Source organism: Paraburkholderia sp. J76 (assembly GCF_905220295.1).
Taxonomy (GTDB): domain Bacteria; phylum Pseudomonadota; class Gammaproteobacteria; order Burkholderiales; family Burkholderiaceae; genus Paraburkholderia.
The window spans coordinates 148162-167304 of the sequence record NZ_CAJMZJ010000004.1 but is presented as its reverse complement, the minus strand read 5'-3'; the positions used below and the strand labels follow the sequence as shown (position 1 = coordinate 167304).

The following is a 19143-nucleotide window of genomic DNA, read 5'->3' as shown; positions in this document are numbered from 1 at the left end:
ATCGGTAAAACCGACCGGGTTCCGACCCCGACCGCGCATGGCGAAAAGTGGATTTTACAGCAGTCTCGAAACCAGCCAACAGCGCCGGCCCACCATCCTGCCCGTAGCCTTATCCGGCGCGAACTTCGTCCAGCGCCGTGCGTATGCCCGTGATGAACTGCGTGAGCGTGTCGGCGGCCGTTTCCGGCGTTGCCTGTTCGAGCAACTGCACGATGCGGCTGCCGATCACGACGGCGTCCGAAACCTGCGCAACGGCAGCAGCCGTTTGCGCGTCGCGAATGCCGAAGCCCACGCCCACGGGCAGCGAGACATGCTTCTTGATCGACGGGATTTTACCCGCGATGCTCGAAACGTCCAGATTCGCAGCGCCAGTTACGCCCTTGAGCGACACGTAGTAAACATAGCCGCTTGCGGCGCGGCCCACTTCGGCGATGCGCTCGTCGGTCGAGGTCGGCGCGAGCAGGAAGATCGGATCGATTTCGGCAGCCTTCATCCTCGCAGCGAACTCGACCGACTCCTCGGGCGGATAGTCCACCACCAGTACGCCGTCCACGCCCGCTTCCCTCGCGGCCTGCGCGAACGCATCGGCGCCCATGCGCTCGATGGGGTTCGCGTAGCCCATCAGCACGACGGGCGTTTTGTTGTCGGTGTCGCGAAAACGCTTCACGTCGGCGAGCACGCTCTTGAGCGTCACGCCCTTCGCGAGCGCGCGCTCGGACGATTGCTGGATCACGGGGCCGTCGGCCATCGGATCCGAGAACGGCACGCCCAGTTCGATGACATCGGCGCCGCCAGCGGCCAGCGCGTGCATGAATTCGACGGTGCGCGCGGGATCGGGGTCGCCTGCCGTCATGAACGGGATGAGGCCTTTGCGGCCGTCGGCGGCGAGCGCCTCGAAGGTGGTCTTGATACGGGACATTTCAGGGTCCTCAGCTTTTTGGCGTTACTACGCGGCGGGTCCGGCGGCGGCGCATCAGGCGCCGGCAGCAACGGCGCTTGCGGCGGCCGCGCTTACGCGTTCGCGCGCGATCGCGCAGTAACTTTCGTTAATTTCATAGCCGACGAATTCGCGCTGCTGACGTGCGCAAGCCACTGCCGTGGTGCCGCTGCCCATGAACGGGTCCAGCACGCGGCCGCCCGGCGGGCAACTCGCTAGCACCATGCGCTCGACGATCTCCAACGGCTTCTGGGTGGGATGATCCACACGCTCCGCATGCTGGCGATGCAGCCGCGAAACCGACCAGACGTCCTTGGGGTTGTAGCCAAGCTCCAGCCACTTGCTGCCTTCGAACAACTTGCGCGAACGCGCCTTCTTCGTGACGGCATCGTACGGAATACGGACGGGATCGAGATCGAAGTAATAATCCTTCGAGACCGCGAAGAAACCGATGTTGTCGTGCACCGAGGTAAAACGGCGCGTCGTGCCGCCCATGCTGGGTACGCGACGATCCCAGACGATCTCGTTGATCATCGTGAGTTTCGACTTGAGATAGACGAAGATCTCGGGCGCATACTGCCACGTGCAGAACACGTAGAGCGAGCCTGTGGGCTTGAGCTTCGGAATCGCCAGGTCGAGCCATTCATACGTCCAGGCGAGGAAGTTCTCGCCTGAACGCATGTCGGAGTCGTTGCCGTAGTCCTTGCCGAGCCCATAAGGCGGGTCGGCGACGATCAGGTCGATCGAGGCGTCGGGCAGATGGACGGCATCGGTCAGAAAATCGCGGTTCAGGAGCCGGATGGTTTCGGGCACCGTGGGCAATCCAGCCGCATTGGCGACCGCTTGCGCGGCCTCTAACGCAGCCGCTTCGGCATTCACCTCGCCAACGGACGCCGGCACTTCCGGCTCGTCGAACTCGTCACGCATCGCTTACGTCGCTCCGGGCGTTCAGAACTGGATGCCCGATCGCTCGGCGACCGTGTGCATGTCCTTGTCGCCGCGGCCCGACAGGTTCACCAGCAGGATTTTGTCCTTCGGCAAGGTCGGGGCGAGCTTCGCCGCGTACGCGAGCGCGTGGCTCGATTCGAGCGCGGGGATGATGCCTTCGATCCGGCAGCAGTCGTGGAAGCCCTTGAGCGCTTCTTCGTCGTCGATCGTGACGTATTGCGCCCGGCCGCTATCCTTGAGCCACGCGTGCTCAGGCCCGACGCCAGGATAGTCCAGACCCGCCGAAACGGAATGCGTCTCGATGATCTGGCCGTTCTCGTCCTGCAGCAGGTAGGTGCGATTGCCGTGCAGCACGCCCACACTGCCCGCCGCGAGCGAGGCGGCGTGGCGGCCGGTGCTCATGCCGTCGCCGGCGGGCTCGACTCCGATCAACTGCACGGAAGTATCGTCGATATACGGATAAAAGATGCCCATCGCGTTCGAACCGCCGCCCACGCACGCAATTACCGAATCCGGCTGGCGGCCCGTCATTTCAGGCATCTGCACGCGGCATTCGTCGCCGATCACGCGCTGGAAGTCGCGCACCATCATCGGGTACGGGTGGGGGCCCGCCACGGTGCCGATGATATAGAAGGTGTTTTCGACGTTGGTGACCCAGTCGCGCATGGCTTCGTTGAGCGCGTCCTTGAGCGTGCGCGAGCCCGACTCGACCGGAACCACCGTCGCGCCCAGCAGTTTCATGCGGTAGACGTTGGCGGCCTGGCGGCGCACATCCTCCGCGCCCATGTAGACCACGCACTCCATGCCGAAGCGCGCCGCGATGGTCGCGGTGGCCACGCCGTGCTGACCCGCGCCGGTTTCGGCGATCACGCGCGGCTTGCCCATGCGCTTCGCGAGGAGCGCCTGGCCGATCACGTTGTTCACCTTGTGCGCGCCCGTGTGATTCAGGTCCTCGCGCTTGAGATAGATCTGCGCGCCGCCCAGCAACTCGCTCCAGCGCTGCGCATGATAAACCGGCGACGGACGGCCGACGAAATGCTTCAACTCGCGCTCGTATTCGGCGCGGAAGTCGGGGTCGTCCTTGTATTTCGCGTAGGCGTGGCGCAATTCGTCGATCGCCTGCATGAGGGTTTCGGCAGCGAACACGCCGCCATAAGGGCCGAAATGGCCGCGTTCATCTGGCAAATTGTACATAAGTCACTCGCTCGGCCGGGCTTGGGAGAAACCACGTTGCGTGGTCCGTGCCGGCCAAAGAAATTATCCCGCGTCCGCTTCGCGCACCGCGCGCACGAACGCCGCCATGCGGGCGTGATCCTTCACGCCCTTTGCGCCCGGAACCTCGATGCCACTGGAGACATCGACGGCGAACGGACGCACCTGGCGAATCGCATCACCGACGTTTTGCGCGTTCAAGCCACCACTCAAAACGGCCCGACGCGCGAGCCCTGCGGGAATAAGTGACCAATCGAAGACCTTTCCGCCGCCGCCGTAACCTTCGACATGGGTGTCGAACAACAGGCCGCTGGCTGATGAATAACGGTTAGCCGATTCTATCAAATCGGCTTGCTGAGTATCTGCCGCCACCCGCAGTGCGCGCAACCAGGGCAAACCGGCAACGGAGGCAAGCGATTCGCACTGCTCAGGCGTTTCGTCGCCGTGGAACTGAAGCATGGTGAGCGAGACGTTGCTCGCCACCTCGCTCATCCACTGCGGCGTGGCGTTCACGAAAAGACCCACGACCGAAACGAAGGGCGGCAAATCGTGCGTGAGTTCGACCGCCTGCGCCACACTCACCGAACGCGGGCTGGGCGGATAGAACACGAAACCGACTGCATCGGCGCCAAGGTCGATGGCGTGCGCAACCGCCTCGGGCGTCGAAAGTCCGCACAGCTTGATGCGGGTGCGGTGCTGCGCGACGGTGGTGGCGGAATGCTCGGCTGACGTCATGGTGCTGGATGCGGTGTGAGTTTCGATGGTTCAGGCGCGGCCTTCGGGCGCGTCGCTCCAGACCGCGCTCCACGGCATGCTGGCCGTATGCGGCGCGGGCACGGCGAACTCGTCAGGATAGCCTACCTGAGCGAGATAGAGGCCGTCGGGCATGAAGGTCGGCGCGGCCACGGTGCGGTCCCGGCCAGCGAGCACTTCGGCCATCCACGCGGCAGGGTAACGCCCGCGCCCCACGGCCACGAGGCAGCCCATCAGATTGCGCACCATGTGGTGCAGGAACGCGTTGGCGCGAAAGCGGAAGTGGATGAAGTCGCCCTGCGGCCGGATATCGATCTGGTACAGATGCTTCACCGGCGTTTTCGCCTGGCACTCCGACGAGCGGAACGACGAAAAATCGTGCTCGCCGATGAGATGCGCCGCCGCCTCGCGCATCGCATCGACGTCGAGCGGCGTATGAACCCAGCCCGCGCGGGCCGCCAGCATCGGCGAGCGCACGGGGTTCACGTAGAGCACGTAGTAGTAGGTGCGCTCGAACGCCGCGAAGCGTGCGTGGAAAGCGTCGGGCATGGGCTTGGCCCACTGCACGGCCACCGTGGAGGGCAGGAACGCGTTGGTGCCGCGCACCCACGAGAACGGCGTGCGGTCGAGGTCGGTGTCGAAGTGCACCACCTGGCCCAGGCCGTGCACGCCCGTGTCGGTCCGGCCCGCGACGATCGTGGACAGCGGCACGGTGGCGAACTCGCGCAGCGCGCGCTCGAGCGCGTCCTGCACCGTCTTGCCGTGCGGCTGCGACTGCCAGCCGCAAAACGCGGCGCCGTCGTACTGAATTCCTAGCGCGATACGCATACGGCTTGTTTCGATGTCACGAAAGCGGAGCGAGCTTCGACAACAGCGCCTGCGCGTCGCTGCGCGTGGCGGGGTCGTTCGACTCGATCACTTCGTTGATGAGCGAGCGGGCGCCCGACACGTCGCCAAGCGCGATGTATTCGTGCGCGAGATCGAGCTTGTTGCGCGCGATGCGTGCGAGCTGCTCGGGCGTGAAAACCGGCAGCGGCTCGGCCGAATCGGGCGGCAGGTTCAGGTCGAAATCGAGCGTGAGCGCGCCAAAGCGCGGCGCGCCGAGGCCCGCGAGCGCGCCCGCGCCGGCCGTACCCGCTTCGATGGCCTTGCCCGCCAGCGGCGGAGGCGGCTCGAAGAACGGCGACGAGAGACGCGCCGACGCCTCCGGCGTCGCGACCGGCTCGGTCGAGAGCGGTTCGGGCGGAATGACCGGCTCGCCGATGCGCGGCGGCAGCGGCAGGTCGAGGCCGCCCAGCGCCTCTACGGCATCGTGCGGGAAGGCAATCGGGACTTCGGCGTAGCTCATATCTTCTGCGGGGACTGCGGGAACTGCGGGGACTGGCGGAATTTCAGGTGCGTGAGGCGGCGCGGGAGGGCGCTCGAAGGCTTCGGTTGCGGGCGGCGTTTGCGCGGCTTGCGGCACGCCATCGCCGAAGTCGAGCGCGATGTCGGGCGTAGCAGGCTTTTCGGCGCGCACCGGCTCTTCCTGCGTGCGTGCCAGCGCCTCGGCGTCTTCGGCCGCGCGCGGCGCACCGAGACTCTCCGGCGGCAGCGCATCGGCGCCCAGTTCCGCTGCGGCGGCGAGGCTGGCGGCTTCGGTCGCGTCCGCCAGCGTGTGCGGCTCGCCGGGTTCGACGCCGTGCGGCAGGTCGTGCGCGGCAGGGGTGTCCGGCGCGGCGGACGGCTCTTGCGGAGCGGCCGCAGGCAGCGTCTCGGTCAGCGTCGGCGGCAGCGCTTCGGCACCGAGTCCGGCGGTCGTGTCCACACCCGCAACGCCAGCAGTATCGTCCAGCGGCTCGGACGAGATCGCGGGCGTAGGCACCGGCGTGACCGCGACTTCGTCCGCCTTCGGCGCAGTCGGCGCTTCATCGGCGACGTGCGTAACGGGCTCGCGCAAGACCGGAGGCTCCTCGGCATGAGGCGCGGCCGCAACAGCGGCGGCGGCCGATGCAGGCGGCGTCGGCTCGTGCGCTTCGGGCGCGACTTCGGGCAACGGCTCAGCCGGCTTCTTGCGCTTGCGCATGAGCAGGCGCACGAACAACGCCACCAGCGCCAGGACGACCGCCCCTACGGCACCCATGGCGATGGGCGAGACCTCCGGTTGGCCGCCGGCCGCACCCGCGGTCGCCGCGCCGTTCTGCGCAGGCGCGCCGCCTTGCGCCCCAGGCGCACCCGCCGACGCGCCGCCTGCCGTCTGCGCCGGTTTGCCGATGCCGTGCTGCTGCAACGCCATCAGCACGCGGTTCTTCAATGCGAGGAGTTGCTGCAGGCTGGAAACCGTCACGGGCGCGCTCTTCGCGCCTTGGCCCGATGCGCTTGCCGCACCGCTGGCCGGGGTCGACTGGATCGAGCCGCTCCATACGTGCGAGTCGCTGGCTGCCGACGCCGGCGCTGCCGCGCTAGCGCCCAAAGCAGCGGCGCCTGAAGCGCCCTGCGAGGCCGCTTCGGGGCCGCTCGCCGCAGCCGCCGCAGCCGTCGAGGCCGCCGAGGCAGTTGCCGCAGTTGCCGCGGCCGCGCTGGCCGAACTCGCGCCAGCCGTTGCGGCGGCGGCAGCCGACGATGCGGCCGCTACGGCCTGCGCGGGAGCGCTCGAAGCGGCGGCAGGCGTGCTGGCGGAAGCAGCGGACGCCGCAGGCGCGGCCGCCGCCGTAGCCGGTGCGCTGGCAGCCGCCGCTGCGGCTGCGCCCGGCGCCGCCGTCATGCCCTCCGCCGCGCTGGAAAGGTCCGGCGTGGCGGGCACGTTCAGCGCCGCGCCCACGCGCATGCGGCTGGGATCCTGCTTGATGAATGCGTTGGGATTCGCATCGAAGATCGCCTGGCTCATGCGGGCGAGCGTGGCCTTGTCGTGCGACTGCGTGAGGTCGACGGCCACGTCGTGCAGCGACTGGCCGGGACGAACGGTGTACTGCCCCGCTGTGCTCACCGCAGCCGCGGCGGAAGAGGCTGCGCCAGCGACGCCCGGCGCCGCACTCGCGCCCCCCTGCGCAGCGGCAAGCCCGCAGAACAGGAAACTCGCCGCCGCCACGGTGGCGCGGATGGCGCGCCGCCCTTGGGCGCGCTTCGCGCGAGGCGCGGCGCAAACAGAATCAAATCGAACGATCATCGGTTGCCCTGCATACCGCTCTCGCGGCTGTCGATCAAATAGGAGTGTGCTTCGGGGCGATTGCATCGGTGCATGCAATAAAAAGCATGCAATAAAAAAAGCGCCGCGACTGGCGCGGCGCTTTTCACCCTGTCTACGCGTCATTAGCCGCGTAGTTTAATTCATTCACTTGTCGAGCAGAATGCGCAACATGCGGCGCAGCGGCTCAGCGGCACCCCACAGCAGTTGATCGCCCACCGTGAACGCCGACAGATACTCGCCGCCCATGGCCAGCTTGCGCAGACGGCCCACCGGCACAGACAGCGTGCCCGTGACCACGGCCGGCGACAGATCGCGCATCGACGCTTCGCGCTGGTTCGGCACGACCTTCACCCAGTCGTTGGCCGACGCGAGGATGCCGTCGATTTCGTCGAGCGGCACGTCCTTCTTCAGCTTGATCGTGAGCGCCTGCGAGTGGCAGCGCATCGCGCCGATGCGCACGCACAGGCCGTCGACCGGAATCGAGCCCGGCTGGCCCATGGCCGGCTTGCCGAGAATCTTGTTGGTTTCCGCGCCGCCCTTCCACTCTTCCTTCGACATGCCGTTGCCGAGGTCCTTGTCGATCCACGGAATCAGCGAGCCGGCGAGCGGCACGCCGAAGTGTTCGGTCGGCATGGCGTCGCTGTTCATCGTGGCGAGCACCTTGCGGTCGATATCGAGAATCGCCGAGGACGGATTCGCCAGGTCGCTCGCCACCGCAGCGTGCAGCGAGCCCATTTGCGAGAGCAGCTCGCGCATGTTCTGCGCGCCCGCGCCCGAAGCGGCCTGGTAGGTCATGGCCGTCATCCAGTCGACGAGGTTTTCGCGGAACAGGCCGCCGAGCGCCATCAGCATGAGGCTGACCGTGCAGTTGCCGCCGACGAAGTCCTTCTGGCCCTTGACCAGCGCGTCCTTGATGACGTCGAGGTTGACCGGGTCGAGGATGATGACGGCGTCGTCCTTCATGCGCAGGGCCGAGGCCGCGTCGATCCAATAGCCTTTCCAGCCCGCCGCGCGCAGCTTCGGGTACACCTCGTTGGTGTAGTCGCCGCCCTGGCAAGTGATGATGATGTCGCACTTCTTCAGCTCGTCGACGCTGTTTGCGTCCTTGAGCTTCGTCTCGTTTTTGGCGAACGACGGAGCCGCGCCGCCTGCATTGCTGGTGCTGAAAAACACCGGTTCGATGAGGTCGAAATCACGTTCTTCCTGCATGCGCTGCATCAGCACGCTGCCGACCATGCCGCGCCAACCTACGAGACCTACGTTCATGACTAACCCTTGATTTGGACACTTCCCCGCTTCGCTCGCCCGGCGTGGCCGCGCGGGGAAGATGAGCGGGCACGACGAGCGATCAACGCGTGGTGATCGTTTTCGTAATCGCTTTCGTTGCTTGCGTGGTGATGGCGAGCGAAATCGCGCGGGCCGTGCCGCGGATGTTCGTAACAGTCGTGATCGGGGAGATCTTCGCCATCGAAGCAATATACACGAAACAGCTAATTTGCGCGGAAAAAACCATACTTTCCGCTATTTACGACGCCATTCTTCAAGCGCGCAAAATAAAAAAGGGCGCGCCTTGAAACGGCGCGCCCTTCGTGCAACCTTACAGCGCGGCGATCACCGCGTCGCCCATCGCCACGGTGCCGACCTGCTTGCAGTCGGGCGTGACGATGTCGCCGGTGCGATAGCCTTGTTCGAGCACCTTCTTCACCGCTGTCTCGATACGGTCCGCCTGCTCCGCGCGGCCCAGCGAATAACGCAGCATCATGGCCGCCGAAAGAATCGTGGCGAGCGGATTGGCAATGCCCTTGCCCGCGATATCCGGCGCCGAGCCGTGCGACGGCTCGTACAGACCCTTGTTGTTCTTGTCGAGCGAGGCCGAGGGCAGCATGCCGATCGAGCCCGTGAGCATCGCGGCTTCGTCCGAGAGAATGTCGCCGAACATGTTGCCCGTGACCACCACGTCAAACGCCTTGGGCGCCTTCACGAGCTGCATGGCTGCGTTGTCGACGTACATGTGCGACAGCTCGACGTCCGGATATTCCTTCGCGACATCGATCATGATGTCCTTCCAGAACTGCGACGTTTCGAGGACGTTGGCCTTGTCCACCGAAGTGAGCTTCTTCTGGCGCTTTTGCGCGGCCTGGAACGCCACGTGAGCGATGCGGCGCACTTCGGGCTCCGCATAGCGCATCGTGTCGAAGCCTTCGCGCGCGCCCTTGAAGTTGCCGTCCGGCGCTTCGCGCGTGCCGCGCGGCTGGCCGAAGTAGATGTCGCCGTTCAGTTCGCGCACGATCAGGATGTCGAGGCCCGAAACGATTTCCGGCTTCAGCGACGACGCGCCCGTGAGTTGCGGATAGCAGATCGCCGGGCGGAAGTTCGCGAACAGTTCCAGATGCTTGCGCAGACCGAGAATGGCCTGCTCCGGACGCAGCGCGCGCTCCAGCTTGTCGTACTTCCAGTCGCCCACGGCGCCGAACAGGATCGCGTCGGCGGACTTCGCCAGCGCGAGCGTCGCTTCGGGCAGCGGGTGGCCGCTCGCCTCATAGCCCGCGCCGCCAACGGGCGCTTCTTCCATCTCGAATTTTTCGCCCAGTGCGTTGAGCACCTTCACGGCTTCCTTGACGATCTCGGGACCGATGCCGTCGCCCGGCAACACTGCAATCTTCATTGTGATTCCTCGATATGTTTCGTGTTAGGTACGTGTTGTAAGGACTTCGGGACGTTTGCGCTTTCGCGTTTCCTTGTGTTCGTGTCGGTATGCCCGCGTTGCCCCTGTGCGGGGCGGCACCTACTTTCTTTGCAGCGGCAAAGAAAGTAGGCAAAGAAAGCCGCTCAAACCGCCAATGCCTGCCACCCTTCACCCCGCAACATTCAAGGTAGTGGCTCCGGAGCATCCGCCACCTCGCACCACTTAACCAAGTGACAAGGCGCTCATCCTTCCGGCGGCGCTACGCGCCCCGAAGGGCGTAATCCCACACCGTTGGGGCGCACGTGTATTCGCGGTGCGCATCCTCACCATCCGGTTTCCCTTGCAGACCCGGCCGCTGCACGCGTAGCGAGCAGCGGGAACGAATGAGTCCTTTGTCACTACCGAGAATGGTGCGAGGACCCAGACGCTCCGGAGCCACTACCTGGAGTGGTTCGAGGTGAACGGTGGCGGGCATTGGCGGTGTGAGCGGCTTTCTTTTGCCTACTTTTCTTTGCCGCTGCAAAGAAAAGTAGGTGCCGCCCCGCACAGGGGCAACGCTTGCACACCGACACGAAAACAAGAAAACAAAAACACGCGCAAACCGCCCGCGCCCCCAACCCTAAATCACCGCAAACGCGCTCAAAGCACGCGGTTATTCAGCCACGGCTGACGCGCAAGGCGTTCGGCTTCGTACTGGCGGATCTTGTCGGCATGACGCAGCGTGAGTCCGATATCATCGAACCCGTTCAAGAGGCAGTAGCGCCGGAACGCGGCCACTTCGAACGGGTATTCCTTCGCGCCGTCCGTCGTGCGCACGACCTGCTTGTCCAGATCGACCGTGAGCTGAAAGCCGTTGAACGCGTAAGTTTCGTTGAACAGGTGATCGACGTCCGATTCGGAGAGCACGATCGGCAGCAGCCCGTTCTTGAAGCAATTGTTATAGAAGATGTCCGCGAAGCTCGGCGCGATGATCGCGCGAAAGCCGTACTGGTCGAGCGCCCACGGCGCGTGCTCGCGCGAGCTGCCGCAGCCGAAGTTCTTGCGCGTGAGCAGCACGGATGCGCCTTGATAACGCGGCTGGTTCAGCACGAAGTCCGGGTTCAGCGGGCGCTTCGAGTTGTCCTGGCCCGGTTCGCCATGGTCGAGGTAACGCCATTCGTCGAACGCGTTCGGGCCGAAGCCGGTGCGCTTGATCGACTTGAGGAACTGCTTCGGAATGATCGCGTCGGTATCGACATTCTCGCGATCGAGCGGCGCCACAACGCCGGTGTGTACGATGAATTTTTCCATGATCGTGTAGCCTTACCCCAGCTTGCGAATGTCGACGAAATGGCCTTCGATTGCCGCGGCGGCTGCCATGGCCGGGCTCACGAGGTGCGTGCGGCCGCCCGCGCCCTGGCGCCCTTCGAAGTTGCGGTTCGAGGTCGATGCGCAACGCTCGCCCGGCTCCAGCCGGTCGGCGTTCATCGCGAGACACATCGAGCAGCCCGGTTCGCGCCATTCGAAGCCCGCTTCCGTGAACACCTTGTCGAGACCTTCGCGCTCGGCTTGCGCCTTCACGAGACCCGAGCCCGGCACGACCATCGCGAGGCGGATGTTCGGCGCCACGCGGCGGCCGAGCTTCTTCACGACATAGGCGGCGGAGCGCAGGTCTTCGATGCGCGCGTTCGTGCACGAACCGATGAAAATCTTGTCCGGCTTGATCGATTCGATCGGCGTGTTCGGCTGCAGCGCCATGTATTGCAGCGCGCGTTCCATCGCGTCGCGCTTGACCGGGTCCTTCTCGCGCTCGGGGTCCGGCACGCGGCTGTCGACGGCCGTGACCATTTCCGGCGACGTGCCCCACGTGACCTGCGGCACGATGTCGGCCGCGCTCAGTTCGACCACGCGGTCGAAGTGCGCGCCTTCGTCGGTGCGGAAGTTCTTCCAGTATTCGACGGCCTGATCCCACTCCGCGCCTTGCGGCGAGAACGGACGGCCCTTGAGATATTCGATCGTGGTGTCGTCCACGGCGACCATGCCGGCGCGCGCGCCGCCTTCGATCGCCATGTTGCACACGGTCATGCGGCCTTCCATCGTGAGGCCGCGGATCATCGAGCCGCCGAACTCCATGGCGTAGCCCGTGCCGCCCGCCGTGCCGATCTTGCCGATGATGGCGAGCACGATGTCCTTCGCGGTGCAGCCGCGCGGCAGTTGGCCCTCGACCTTCACGAGCATGTTCTTGCTCTTCTTTTGCAGGAGCGTTTGCGTGGCCAGCACGTGCTCGACTTCCGAGGTGCCGATGCCGTGCGCAAGCGCACCGAACGCGCCGTGCGTGGACGTGTGCGAGTCGCCGCAGACGATGGTCATGCCAGGCAGCGTCGCGCCCTGCTCCGGACCGACGATGTGCACGATGCCCTGGCGCTGGTCCGCCATCTTGAACTGCGTGATGCCGAAGGCGTCGCAGTTCGTATCGAGCGTGTCCACCTGCAGCTTCGAGACCGGGTCGGCGATGCCGTGGCTGCGGTCCGTGGTCGGCACGTTGTGGTCGGACACGGCCAGATTCGCGCTGATGCGCCACACGGGGCGCTCGTGCATTTTCAGGCCCTCGAAGGCCTGCGGACTGGTGACTTCGTGCAGCAGATGACGGTCGATGTAGAGAATCGTCGTGCCGTCGTCTTCCGTGTGGACCACATGGGTGTCCCACAATTTGTCGTAGAGCGTCTTTGCCATGATGTGCGGGGGAAATGTTTGTCTGCGGGGCAATACGGTGTGAATCGATTATGCCACGCGAAAGCCGCGCACCACAGGGCTCATCGAGAAAAAAGCGATAAAAAACAGTGGCTTAGGGTGGTAGTCGCGATACCTGTATCAGCGTTACCCGGCGAGCGCGGAGATTGGGGCATAGCGGGCGTGCGGACGCTGAAAGGCGACGGAAGCGAAAAAAGAAATGCGCCGGCCCGACCGCGACCGGCGCAAATTGGTTACCGCTGTGAGAACGGTGAGATATGGGCTTCGGAATCTGCGACACAGGGGGAGCCGCATCATCGACGTCCATCATTGTCTAACGGCAATCTGGCGGCAGAGTTTAATCAGGGCCCATGCAGCGCTCCAGAACGGTGCGCGGGTGCGGCGGCAGTTCAATTAGATATCCTGATCATCTGACCGCTTTACCTGCGTTTGGAAGCCCTGTTCGCAGCGGTCCCGGCCAACGCGCCGAGGCGCGCTTCGAGGGATCGGGCACGACGTTTGCGACATGAGCCCCGCCGCACGAAATCCGACTTTGTGTTTTCATCGCATTCAATAAACAACGCCGCGGCCGACCAGGCACCAACCCGGAGGCTTCATGCCACTCGCAATCCGCATCGCGCAACATAAAACAAGCAGAATAAAACCGGCGGCGACGCGCCGCTCGCGCGCCACGCAGCGTGCGTCTCTCGCCGCCGCGGCATGCGCCCTCGCCGCGCTCGCCCCGCGCGCCCAGGCGCAAACCCCCTCGCCGCTTGGCGAATGGCAATACTCCGCGGGCATCCCGCTCGAAAAGATGTTTAACCCGAACCGCCCCGACTTCGAGGCGCGGCTTGGCGTGGGCGCGACGTTCGAGCCGCGCTACGACGGGTCGGACCGCTATCACGCCATGGTCGGGCCGAGCATCGACCTGCGCTACAAGGACATCCTGTTCGGCTCCACGGGCGAAGGCTTCGGCGTCAACGTTCTGCAGGGCCCGAACTGGCGCGTGAGCGTCGCCGGGGCCTACGACCTCGGGCGGCGCGGCCAGGACGACCCGACGCGGCTGCACGGAATGGGCAACATCAACCCGTCGCCGGAATTGAAAATCGCCGGCGAATATGTGATTTCGAAGGACTTTCCGCTCGTGTTCCGCACGGCGTTCACGCGCAGTTTCGGCGGCTCGAACGGCTGGACCGCGGACCTCGGCGCCTATATGCCGCTGCCGGGCAGCAGCCAGAACTTCTACTGGTTCGCCGGCCCCTCGGTCACGTTCGCCGACTCCAACTACATGCAGAGCTGGTACGGCGTGACGTCGCAGCAGGCGGCCGCATCGGGCTACCGTCAGTACGACGCGAGCGCGGGCCTCAGATCGGCGGGCTTCGGCATCACGATGGTGTACTTCGTCAACAAACATTGGTTCGTGAGCGCCGACGGCGCGATCAAACGTCTGCTCGGCAGCGCCGCGCGCAGCCCGATCATCCAGACGAAGACGGGCGGCGTTTGCGACGTCTCGATCAATTACCAGTTCTAGCCTGGCGGGCCGCCAGGCCCTTCGTTCGAGCGCGGCGCCTGGCATGACCGGGCGCCGGGCCGGCCCACGGCTCATTCACCGCTCATTCTTTGCCACTATGCTTGACCGTACGGGCGACAGGCCCAGCAGCCCGGCCGTGCGCGCCGAAGTCGCGCACGAAGGCTGTTCTCCCTACGTTCAAAGGACCGACCATGCTCGCGCCGATCGTCACGGCCTCGTTTCTCGGTCAGCCCGCGTGGCTCTGGATCGCCTTCCTCGCGGTGGTCGTCGTGCTGCTCGTGCTCGATCTCGGCGTGCTGCACCGTGACGATCACGAAATCGGCATCCGCGAAAGTCTGTGGCTCTCCCTCGGCTATATCGTCGTGGGCGTGCTGTTCGGCGGCTTCGTCTGGTGGCAGCTCGGCGCGCAGCCGGCTACCGAGTACATCACCGGCTATCTGATCGAAAAGTCGCTCTCGCTGGACAACGTGTTCGTCATCGCGTCGATTTTCGGCGCGCTCGCGGTGCCGCGCCAGCTTCAGCATCGCGTGCTGTTCTGGGGGATCGTCGGCGTGCTGGTGCTGCGCGCGTTGATGGTCGGACTCGGCGCCGCGCTCGTCGCGCAGTTCGAGTGGATGCTCTATGTGTTCGGCGCGTTCCTCGCCGTGACGGGCGTGAAAATGCTGCTGGGCCCGAAGGAAGAGCCCGGCGTGGACGACAGCGCCTTGCTGCGCTGGCTGCGCCGCAAGCTGCCGGTCACGCCGCAACTGGAGGGCCGCGCGTTTCTCGTGCGCCAGGCGCATCCGCGCACCGGCAAGCTCAAGCTGCTCGCTACGCCGCTTCTGCTCGCGCTCGTGATGATCGAGTTCGCCGACCTGATCTTCGCCGTCGATTCGATCCCCGCGATTTTTTCGATCACGACCGACCCGTTCATCGTCTATACGAGCAACATCTTCGCCGTGCTCGGTCTGCGCGCGCTCTACTTCGCGCTCGCGGCCATGGCGCACCGGTTCCACTACCTCAAGCATGCGCTCGCGCTCGTGCTGGTGTTCATCGGCGCGAAGATCTTTCTGGTGGGCATCATCGGCAAGATTCCCGCCCTGTTCAGCCTTGGCGTCACGGCCGCGCTGCTCGCGGGCGGCGTGGTGGTGTCGCTCGTCAAGACGCACCCGCCGAAGGACACGCTGGGCACGCCCTGAATCAAACCCGCGCTCCTCATTCTTCGCTCATTTTGCTCTGCCAGGATGATTCCCATCGAGGCCGCGTTGCCCCTCACGCGAAACGGCTTCGATGACCTGTCACTCAACATGGAGCGCATCATGAAATGCCCCAACTGCCCTGACGTCACCCTCTCGCTCGCGGAGCGTGAAGGCGTCGAACTCGACTACTGCCCGCAGTGTCGCGGCGTCTGGCTCGATCGCGGCGAACTCGACAAGCTGATCGAACGCAGCGGCAGACGGCACGCTCGCGGCGAAAGCGATGCAGAGGCTTTCCGCCAGGACGGTTCGAGGCACGGCTCGCAGTATGGCTCGCAGTACGGCTCCAAACAAGGCGGCCATGGAGCCAGCGGTTATCGCCGCAAGTCGTGGCTTCAGGACATCTTCGACTGAACCGCTGCCAGGCCGACCGTACCATCGACATCACGTTTAAGAGGATTCCTGAATATGCGTACCTATACCTGCAATAGCCCCCAAGCCGCGGGCCGGATCGTCGCCGTCGCGCTGCTCGCAGACGGCCACCTGAGCAGCGAGGAACTTGCAGCAGTCCATCGCGCGCGCATTGCCGACCGGCTCGGACTCGCGCCCGGCGAATTCGCCGAGATCCTCAAGGCGCTGTGCGAAGACTTGCAGACCACCGCGCACCTGAACTGGAGCGACGCGTGCAAGCTCGACTCCGACGTGATGCAGCAGGTCATGCGCGAACTCGACGACCCGACGCTGCGCGCCGAGGTACTGAAGCTGTGTCATGTGGCGGTGTATTCGGACCGGCACGTGGCCGAAAGCGAAGTCGCGCTGCTCGCCTCGCTCAGCCGCGCCTGGCAGAAGGAACCCTGGCAGCGCCTGCTGGCGTAAGTTCGCGCGCGACGCGTGCTTTCCCCCACGCATCGCGCCACGCGGCGAGCCTCGCGCTCGCCGCGGTTTTTTATGCGCACACGGCCCAGCCGAGCCCGCGCACGTTGCGGATCACCGCGTGGCCGAACTTGCGGCGCACGCTGTAGATCACGGCGTCCACCGCGTTGCTTTCCACTTCCTCGCCCCAGCCATACAACCGCTCTTCGATTTGCTGACGCGACAGGATCGCGCCCGGCCGCTCGAGCAGCGCAAGCATGAGCGCGTACTCGCGCGCGGAAAGGTCGTCGGACTGGCCGTCGAACGTGAGGCGCCGCGCGTTCATGTCGAGCGTGACGCGGCCGCTGCCCATGGCCGGCGAGGCAAAGCCCGACTTGCGCCGCACCACGGCGCGGATGCGCGCGAGCAATTCCTTGCTCTCGAACGGCTTCACGAGATAGTCGTCGGCGCCGAGATCGAGGCCTTCCACGCGCGTGTCCACATCGTCGCGCGCGGTGATGATGAGCACAGGCGTGGCGTTGCGCGCCTCGCGCAAGCCTCGCAGCACGTCGAGCCCGCTCATGTCGCCGAGTCCGAGGTCGAGCAGGATCGCCGTGTACGAGCCGTCGCGAATGGCGTCGCGGCCGCTCTCGCCCGTGCGCACCCAGTCGACGCTGTACGACGCGTCCTTCAACGCGCGCAGCAGCGCGGGCCCGATCAGCAGATCGTCTTCGATCAGCAGAATACGCATCGTGTCCGTCCTCGGTTTCCCATGCTTTGCTGGATTTTGCCTTACGTGCGCTCGCCCGATTGGCGCGGCATCTCGATGCGCGCGACGATGCCGCTTTGTCCATCGCGCCGGTTCGCGAGCGTCACGCGCCCGCGGTAACTTTGCGCCACCGCCTGGGCGATGGCGAGGCCAAGGCCGCTGCCATGCGAGTCGTGGGCCGTCCGCGGGTTGGCGCTCGGGTTGGCCTGCTGGTTGGCGCGCTGACCGCCCGCGCGGAAAAACCGGTCGAACACGCGCGGCAAGTCGGCCTCGGCGATACCGGGCCCGTTATCGGTCACTTCGATGACGACGCCCTTGTCCTCGCGCCGCACTGATACGTCCACGTTCGCGCCTTCGTGGCTGTAGCGGATCGCGTTATCGACGAGATTGCGCACGAGCACGCGCATGTCGGTTTCGGTGGCGCGCACCGTCGCGTCGTCGAGGCGCGTCACGCCCAGATCGACACGGCGCGCGTCGGCGAGCGGGAGCAGGTCGGCCAGCACGTCCGTCACCACTTGCGCCAGCGGTACTTCCGCTAGCACGCGTTGGGCGCTGCCGATTTCGGCGCGTGCAAGCCCCAGCAGTTGCGAAACGAGCGCCCCGGTGCGCACGATGCCGCGCCGCAATTCCTCGAAGCGCTCCGGGTACTGGTCGGGCGGCGCATTGCGCAGGTTGTCGATCTGCAACTGCATGGCGGAGATGGGCGAGCGCAGTTCGTGCGCGGCATCGGCGATGAACATGCGCTCGGCGTTCACGAGCACGGAAAGGCGCTCGATCATGCGATTGATCGACTCGACGAAGGGCCGCAGTTCGAGTGGCGCCTGCCCCACTTCCAGCGGTTTGAGATCATGCAGATCGACCTTGGCCGCACGCCGCCCGATGCGCTCCAGCGGGCGCAGCGAAACGCGCACCGTGACCGCGATCGTGAGTGCGAGGAGCGGCAGCAGCGCGAGCACGGGCAGCAGGCTCCAGAACGCCACGCGCAACGCATTGCGGTTGCGCATGCTGCGCGATTCGGCTACCTGAATATATTCGTCGCCGGCGGCGAGCGCGAACACGTCCCACGACTCGCCGTCGTAGTCGATCGTGGAGAAGCCGCTTTGCGCGCGCGGCAGCGCGACACGCGCGTTGCTCGTGCGGCCCGGCACGTCGCCGTCGTCGGCGGACCAGATCTGCACCACGAAGTTGTCGGCGGCTTCGCTGTCGTCGCGCTCCTGCGCGGCCGCGCGATGCGGCGCGCCGGTCTGCACGTGCGCGGCCGCGTCGCGCAGCGTCGTGTTGAACTCGGCGGCGAGACTGCGCACGACGAGAAACGTGCCGAGCGCGCCCAGCACGCCCACGAGAATCGCGAGCGTGCCGATCGCAATGCTCAGGCGGCGATGCAGGGATTGCGCGGCGAAGAACATGGAGCGTCCCGGAGCGTTTCAGGCAGGAAGGCGCGCTCCATCATAAAGGATTCGCGGTCCTGTACCACCCTGAAGCGACCCTGAAGCGGCCCCGAAGTAGCGTCCTTTCAACGCTGCCAGCGCGCGACGAACGCGCGTATGTCGTCGTTCACGCGCGCGGCGTGGTTGAAGTACATGCCGTGCGTGCCGCCTTCGTAGACGTTCAGCGTCGCGCGTTCGAGCGCGGCTGCCGTGGGGCGCCCGGTGATCTCGAGCGGCGCCGAGGCGTCGCAGTCGCCATGCAGCACGAGCGCCGGCACGTCGATGGCGGCCAGTTCGCGGCGAAAGTCGGTGACCATCTGGATGCGCGACAGTTGCGCCGCGGCGTAAAGCGACGCGCCCAGCATCATGTCGGCCGTCCACTGGATGACCGTGCGCGAGGTGCCGGGGCTGAAGTACGCTTCGGCGCGCCGGTCGATCCAGTCGGGAAACGACGTGAGCATTTCCTCGATCGACGCTTCGAAAAGGCTCGCATCGAGCCCGCCAGGATTGTCAGCAGTCTTGAGCAAATACGGCGTCGAGGCCGGCGAAACCAGCACGATGCCGGCCACGCGGCGCGAGCCGTGACGGCTCAGATAGCGCACGATCTCGCCGCTTGCGAACGAATGGCCGATCAGCGTGACTCGCGCCAAACCTCGGGCGTCGAGGACGGCTTCGAGATCGTCGGCGAGCGTGTCGTAGTCGTAGCCGCGGCCCGGGTCGCTGGAGCGCCCGTGCCCGCGACGGTCGTATGCCACGCAGCGATAGCCCGCGGCCGCGAGCGGCGCGCACTGGTAGTGCCACATGTCGGCGTTGAGCGTCCAGCCCGAGAGGAACACGAGCGGCGCGCCGTCGCTCCAGTCGCGATAGTGCAGCGCGGTGTCGTCGTCGATGCGGATGTAGCCGGGTTGGCGGGCGTTGAGGGTGTCGCGTGCCATGGTCGTCGCTCCTTGCGGTTGGGTGTGCCGGTGAGAACCATGG

18 protein-coding genes are annotated in these 19143 nt (G+C 65.7%); 5 read left to right on the top strand and 13 right to left on the bottom strand.

Features of this window, described 5'->3' with window-relative positions:
• Positions 1 to 109: 109 nt before the first annotated feature.
• The 7 genes from trpA to asd form a co-directional block, all read right to left on the bottom strand.
• The gene (gene trpA, locus U5768_RS09940; protein WP_322030213.1) at positions 110 to 919 is read right to left on the bottom strand and encodes a tryptophan synthase subunit alpha; all 810 of its coding nucleotides are present in this window, start codon (positions 917 to 919) and stop codon (positions 110 to 112) included.
• Between the two features lie 54 nt (positions 920 to 973).
• Positions 974 to 1864: a site-specific DNA-methyltransferase gene (locus tag U5768_RS09935; protein WP_322030212.1), complete on the bottom strand. Its 891-nt coding sequence runs from the start codon at positions 1862 to 1864 to the stop codon at positions 974 to 976.
• Positions 1865 to 1885: 21 nt separating this feature from the next.
• The gene (gene trpB / locus U5768_RS09930) at positions 1886 to 3079 is read right to left on the bottom strand and encodes a tryptophan synthase subunit beta (protein WP_322030211.1); all 1194 of its coding nucleotides are present in this window, start codon (positions 3077 to 3079) and stop codon (positions 1886 to 1888) included.
• Between the two features lie 63 nt (positions 3080 to 3142).
• A complete protein-coding gene (locus tag U5768_RS09925; RefSeq protein WP_322030210.1) occupies positions 3143 to 3832 on the bottom strand; it encodes a phosphoribosylanthranilate isomerase in 690 nt (229 codons plus the stop codon).
• 30 nt (positions 3833 to 3862) lie between these two features.
• Positions 3863 to 4678 (bottom strand): tRNA pseudouridine(38-40) synthase TruA, encoded by an 816-nt coding sequence (truA, locus tag U5768_RS09920; protein ID WP_322030209.1) that lies wholly within the window; start codon positions 4676 to 4678, stop codon positions 3863 to 3865.
• A 16-nt stretch (positions 4679 to 4694) separates the two neighbouring features.
• Complete coding sequence (locus U5768_RS09915; protein ID WP_322030208.1) at positions 4695 to 6995, bottom strand: FimV/HubP family polar landmark protein; 2301 nt, start codon at positions 6993 to 6995, stop codon at positions 4695 to 4697.
• A gap of 165 nt (positions 6996 to 7160) precedes the next feature.
• Entirely contained in the window at positions 7161 to 8282 is a 1122-nt protein-coding gene (gene asd / locus U5768_RS09910; RefSeq protein ID WP_322030207.1) for an aspartate-semialdehyde dehydrogenase, read from the bottom strand.
• An 89-nt stretch (positions 8283 to 8371) separates the two neighbouring features.
• Here asd and U5768_RS09905 point away from each other — a divergent pair, with 89 nt between their 5' ends.
• Entirely contained in the window at positions 8372 to 8590 is a 219-nt protein-coding gene (locus U5768_RS09905; protein ID WP_322030206.1) for a hypothetical protein, read from the top strand.
• A 23-nt stretch (positions 8591 to 8613) separates the two neighbouring features.
• Here U5768_RS09905 and leuB read toward each other — a convergent pair whose 3' ends face one another.
• The 3 genes from leuB to leuC all read right to left on the bottom strand — a co-directional run bounded on the left by leuB (position 8614) and on the right by leuC (position 12414).
• On the bottom strand, positions 8614 to 9681 hold the full coding sequence (gene leuB / locus U5768_RS09900) for a 3-isopropylmalate dehydrogenase (RefSeq protein WP_322030205.1): 1068 nt from the start codon (positions 9679 to 9681) through the stop codon (positions 8614 to 8616).
• 660 nt (positions 9682 to 10341) lie between these two features.
• Complete coding sequence (gene leuD / locus U5768_RS09895) at positions 10342 to 10992, bottom strand: 3-isopropylmalate dehydratase small subunit (RefSeq protein ID WP_322030204.1); 651 nt, start codon at positions 10990 to 10992, stop codon at positions 10342 to 10344.
• Between the two features lie 12 nt (positions 10993 to 11004).
• Positions 11005 to 12414, bottom strand: a complete 1410-nt coding sequence (gene leuC / locus U5768_RS09890; protein WP_322030203.1) for a 3-isopropylmalate dehydratase large subunit — start codon at positions 12412 to 12414, stop codon at positions 11005 to 11007.
• 613 nt (positions 12415 to 13027) lie between these two features.
• Between leuC and U5768_RS09885 the strand changes: the two genes are divergently transcribed.
• The 4 genes from U5768_RS09885 to U5768_RS09870 all read left to right on the top strand — a co-directional run bounded on the left by U5768_RS09885 (position 13028) and on the right by U5768_RS09870 (position 15993).
• A complete protein-coding gene (locus tag U5768_RS09885; RefSeq protein ID WP_322030202.1) occupies positions 13028 to 13942 on the top strand; it encodes a MipA/OmpV family protein in 915 nt (304 codons plus the stop codon).
• A gap of 191 nt (positions 13943 to 14133) precedes the next feature.
• Positions 14134 to 15120: a TerC family protein gene (locus U5768_RS09880; RefSeq protein ID WP_322030201.1), complete on the top strand. Its 987-nt coding sequence runs from the start codon at positions 14134 to 14136 to the stop codon at positions 15118 to 15120.
• 120 nt (positions 15121 to 15240) lie between these two features.
• Complete coding sequence (locus U5768_RS09875; protein WP_322030200.1) at positions 15241 to 15531, top strand: zf-TFIIB domain-containing protein; 291 nt, start codon at positions 15241 to 15243, stop codon at positions 15529 to 15531.
• Positions 15532 to 15585: 54 nt separating this feature from the next.
• Entirely contained in the window at positions 15586 to 15993 is a 408-nt protein-coding gene (locus tag U5768_RS09870; RefSeq protein ID WP_322030199.1) for a TerB family tellurite resistance protein, read from the top strand.
• Between the two features lie 70 nt (positions 15994 to 16063).
• Here the strand turns inward: U5768_RS09870 and U5768_RS09865 are convergent, their stop codons facing one another.
• The 3 genes from U5768_RS09865 to U5768_RS09855 form a co-directional block, all read right to left on the bottom strand.
• A complete protein-coding gene (locus U5768_RS09865) occupies positions 16064 to 16720 on the bottom strand; it encodes a response regulator transcription factor (RefSeq protein ID WP_322030198.1) in 657 nt (218 codons plus the stop codon).
• A gap of 41 nt (positions 16721 to 16761) precedes the next feature.
• Positions 16762 to 18144, bottom strand: coding sequence for a HAMP domain-containing sensor histidine kinase (locus U5768_RS09860; protein WP_322030197.1), 1383 nt, complete (start codon positions 18142 to 18144; stop codon positions 16762 to 16764).
• Between the two features lie 107 nt (positions 18145 to 18251).
• Complete coding sequence (locus U5768_RS09855; protein ID WP_322030196.1) at positions 18252 to 19100, bottom strand: alpha/beta hydrolase; 849 nt, start codon at positions 19098 to 19100, stop codon at positions 18252 to 18254.
• Positions 19101 to 19143 lie beyond the last annotated feature (43 nt).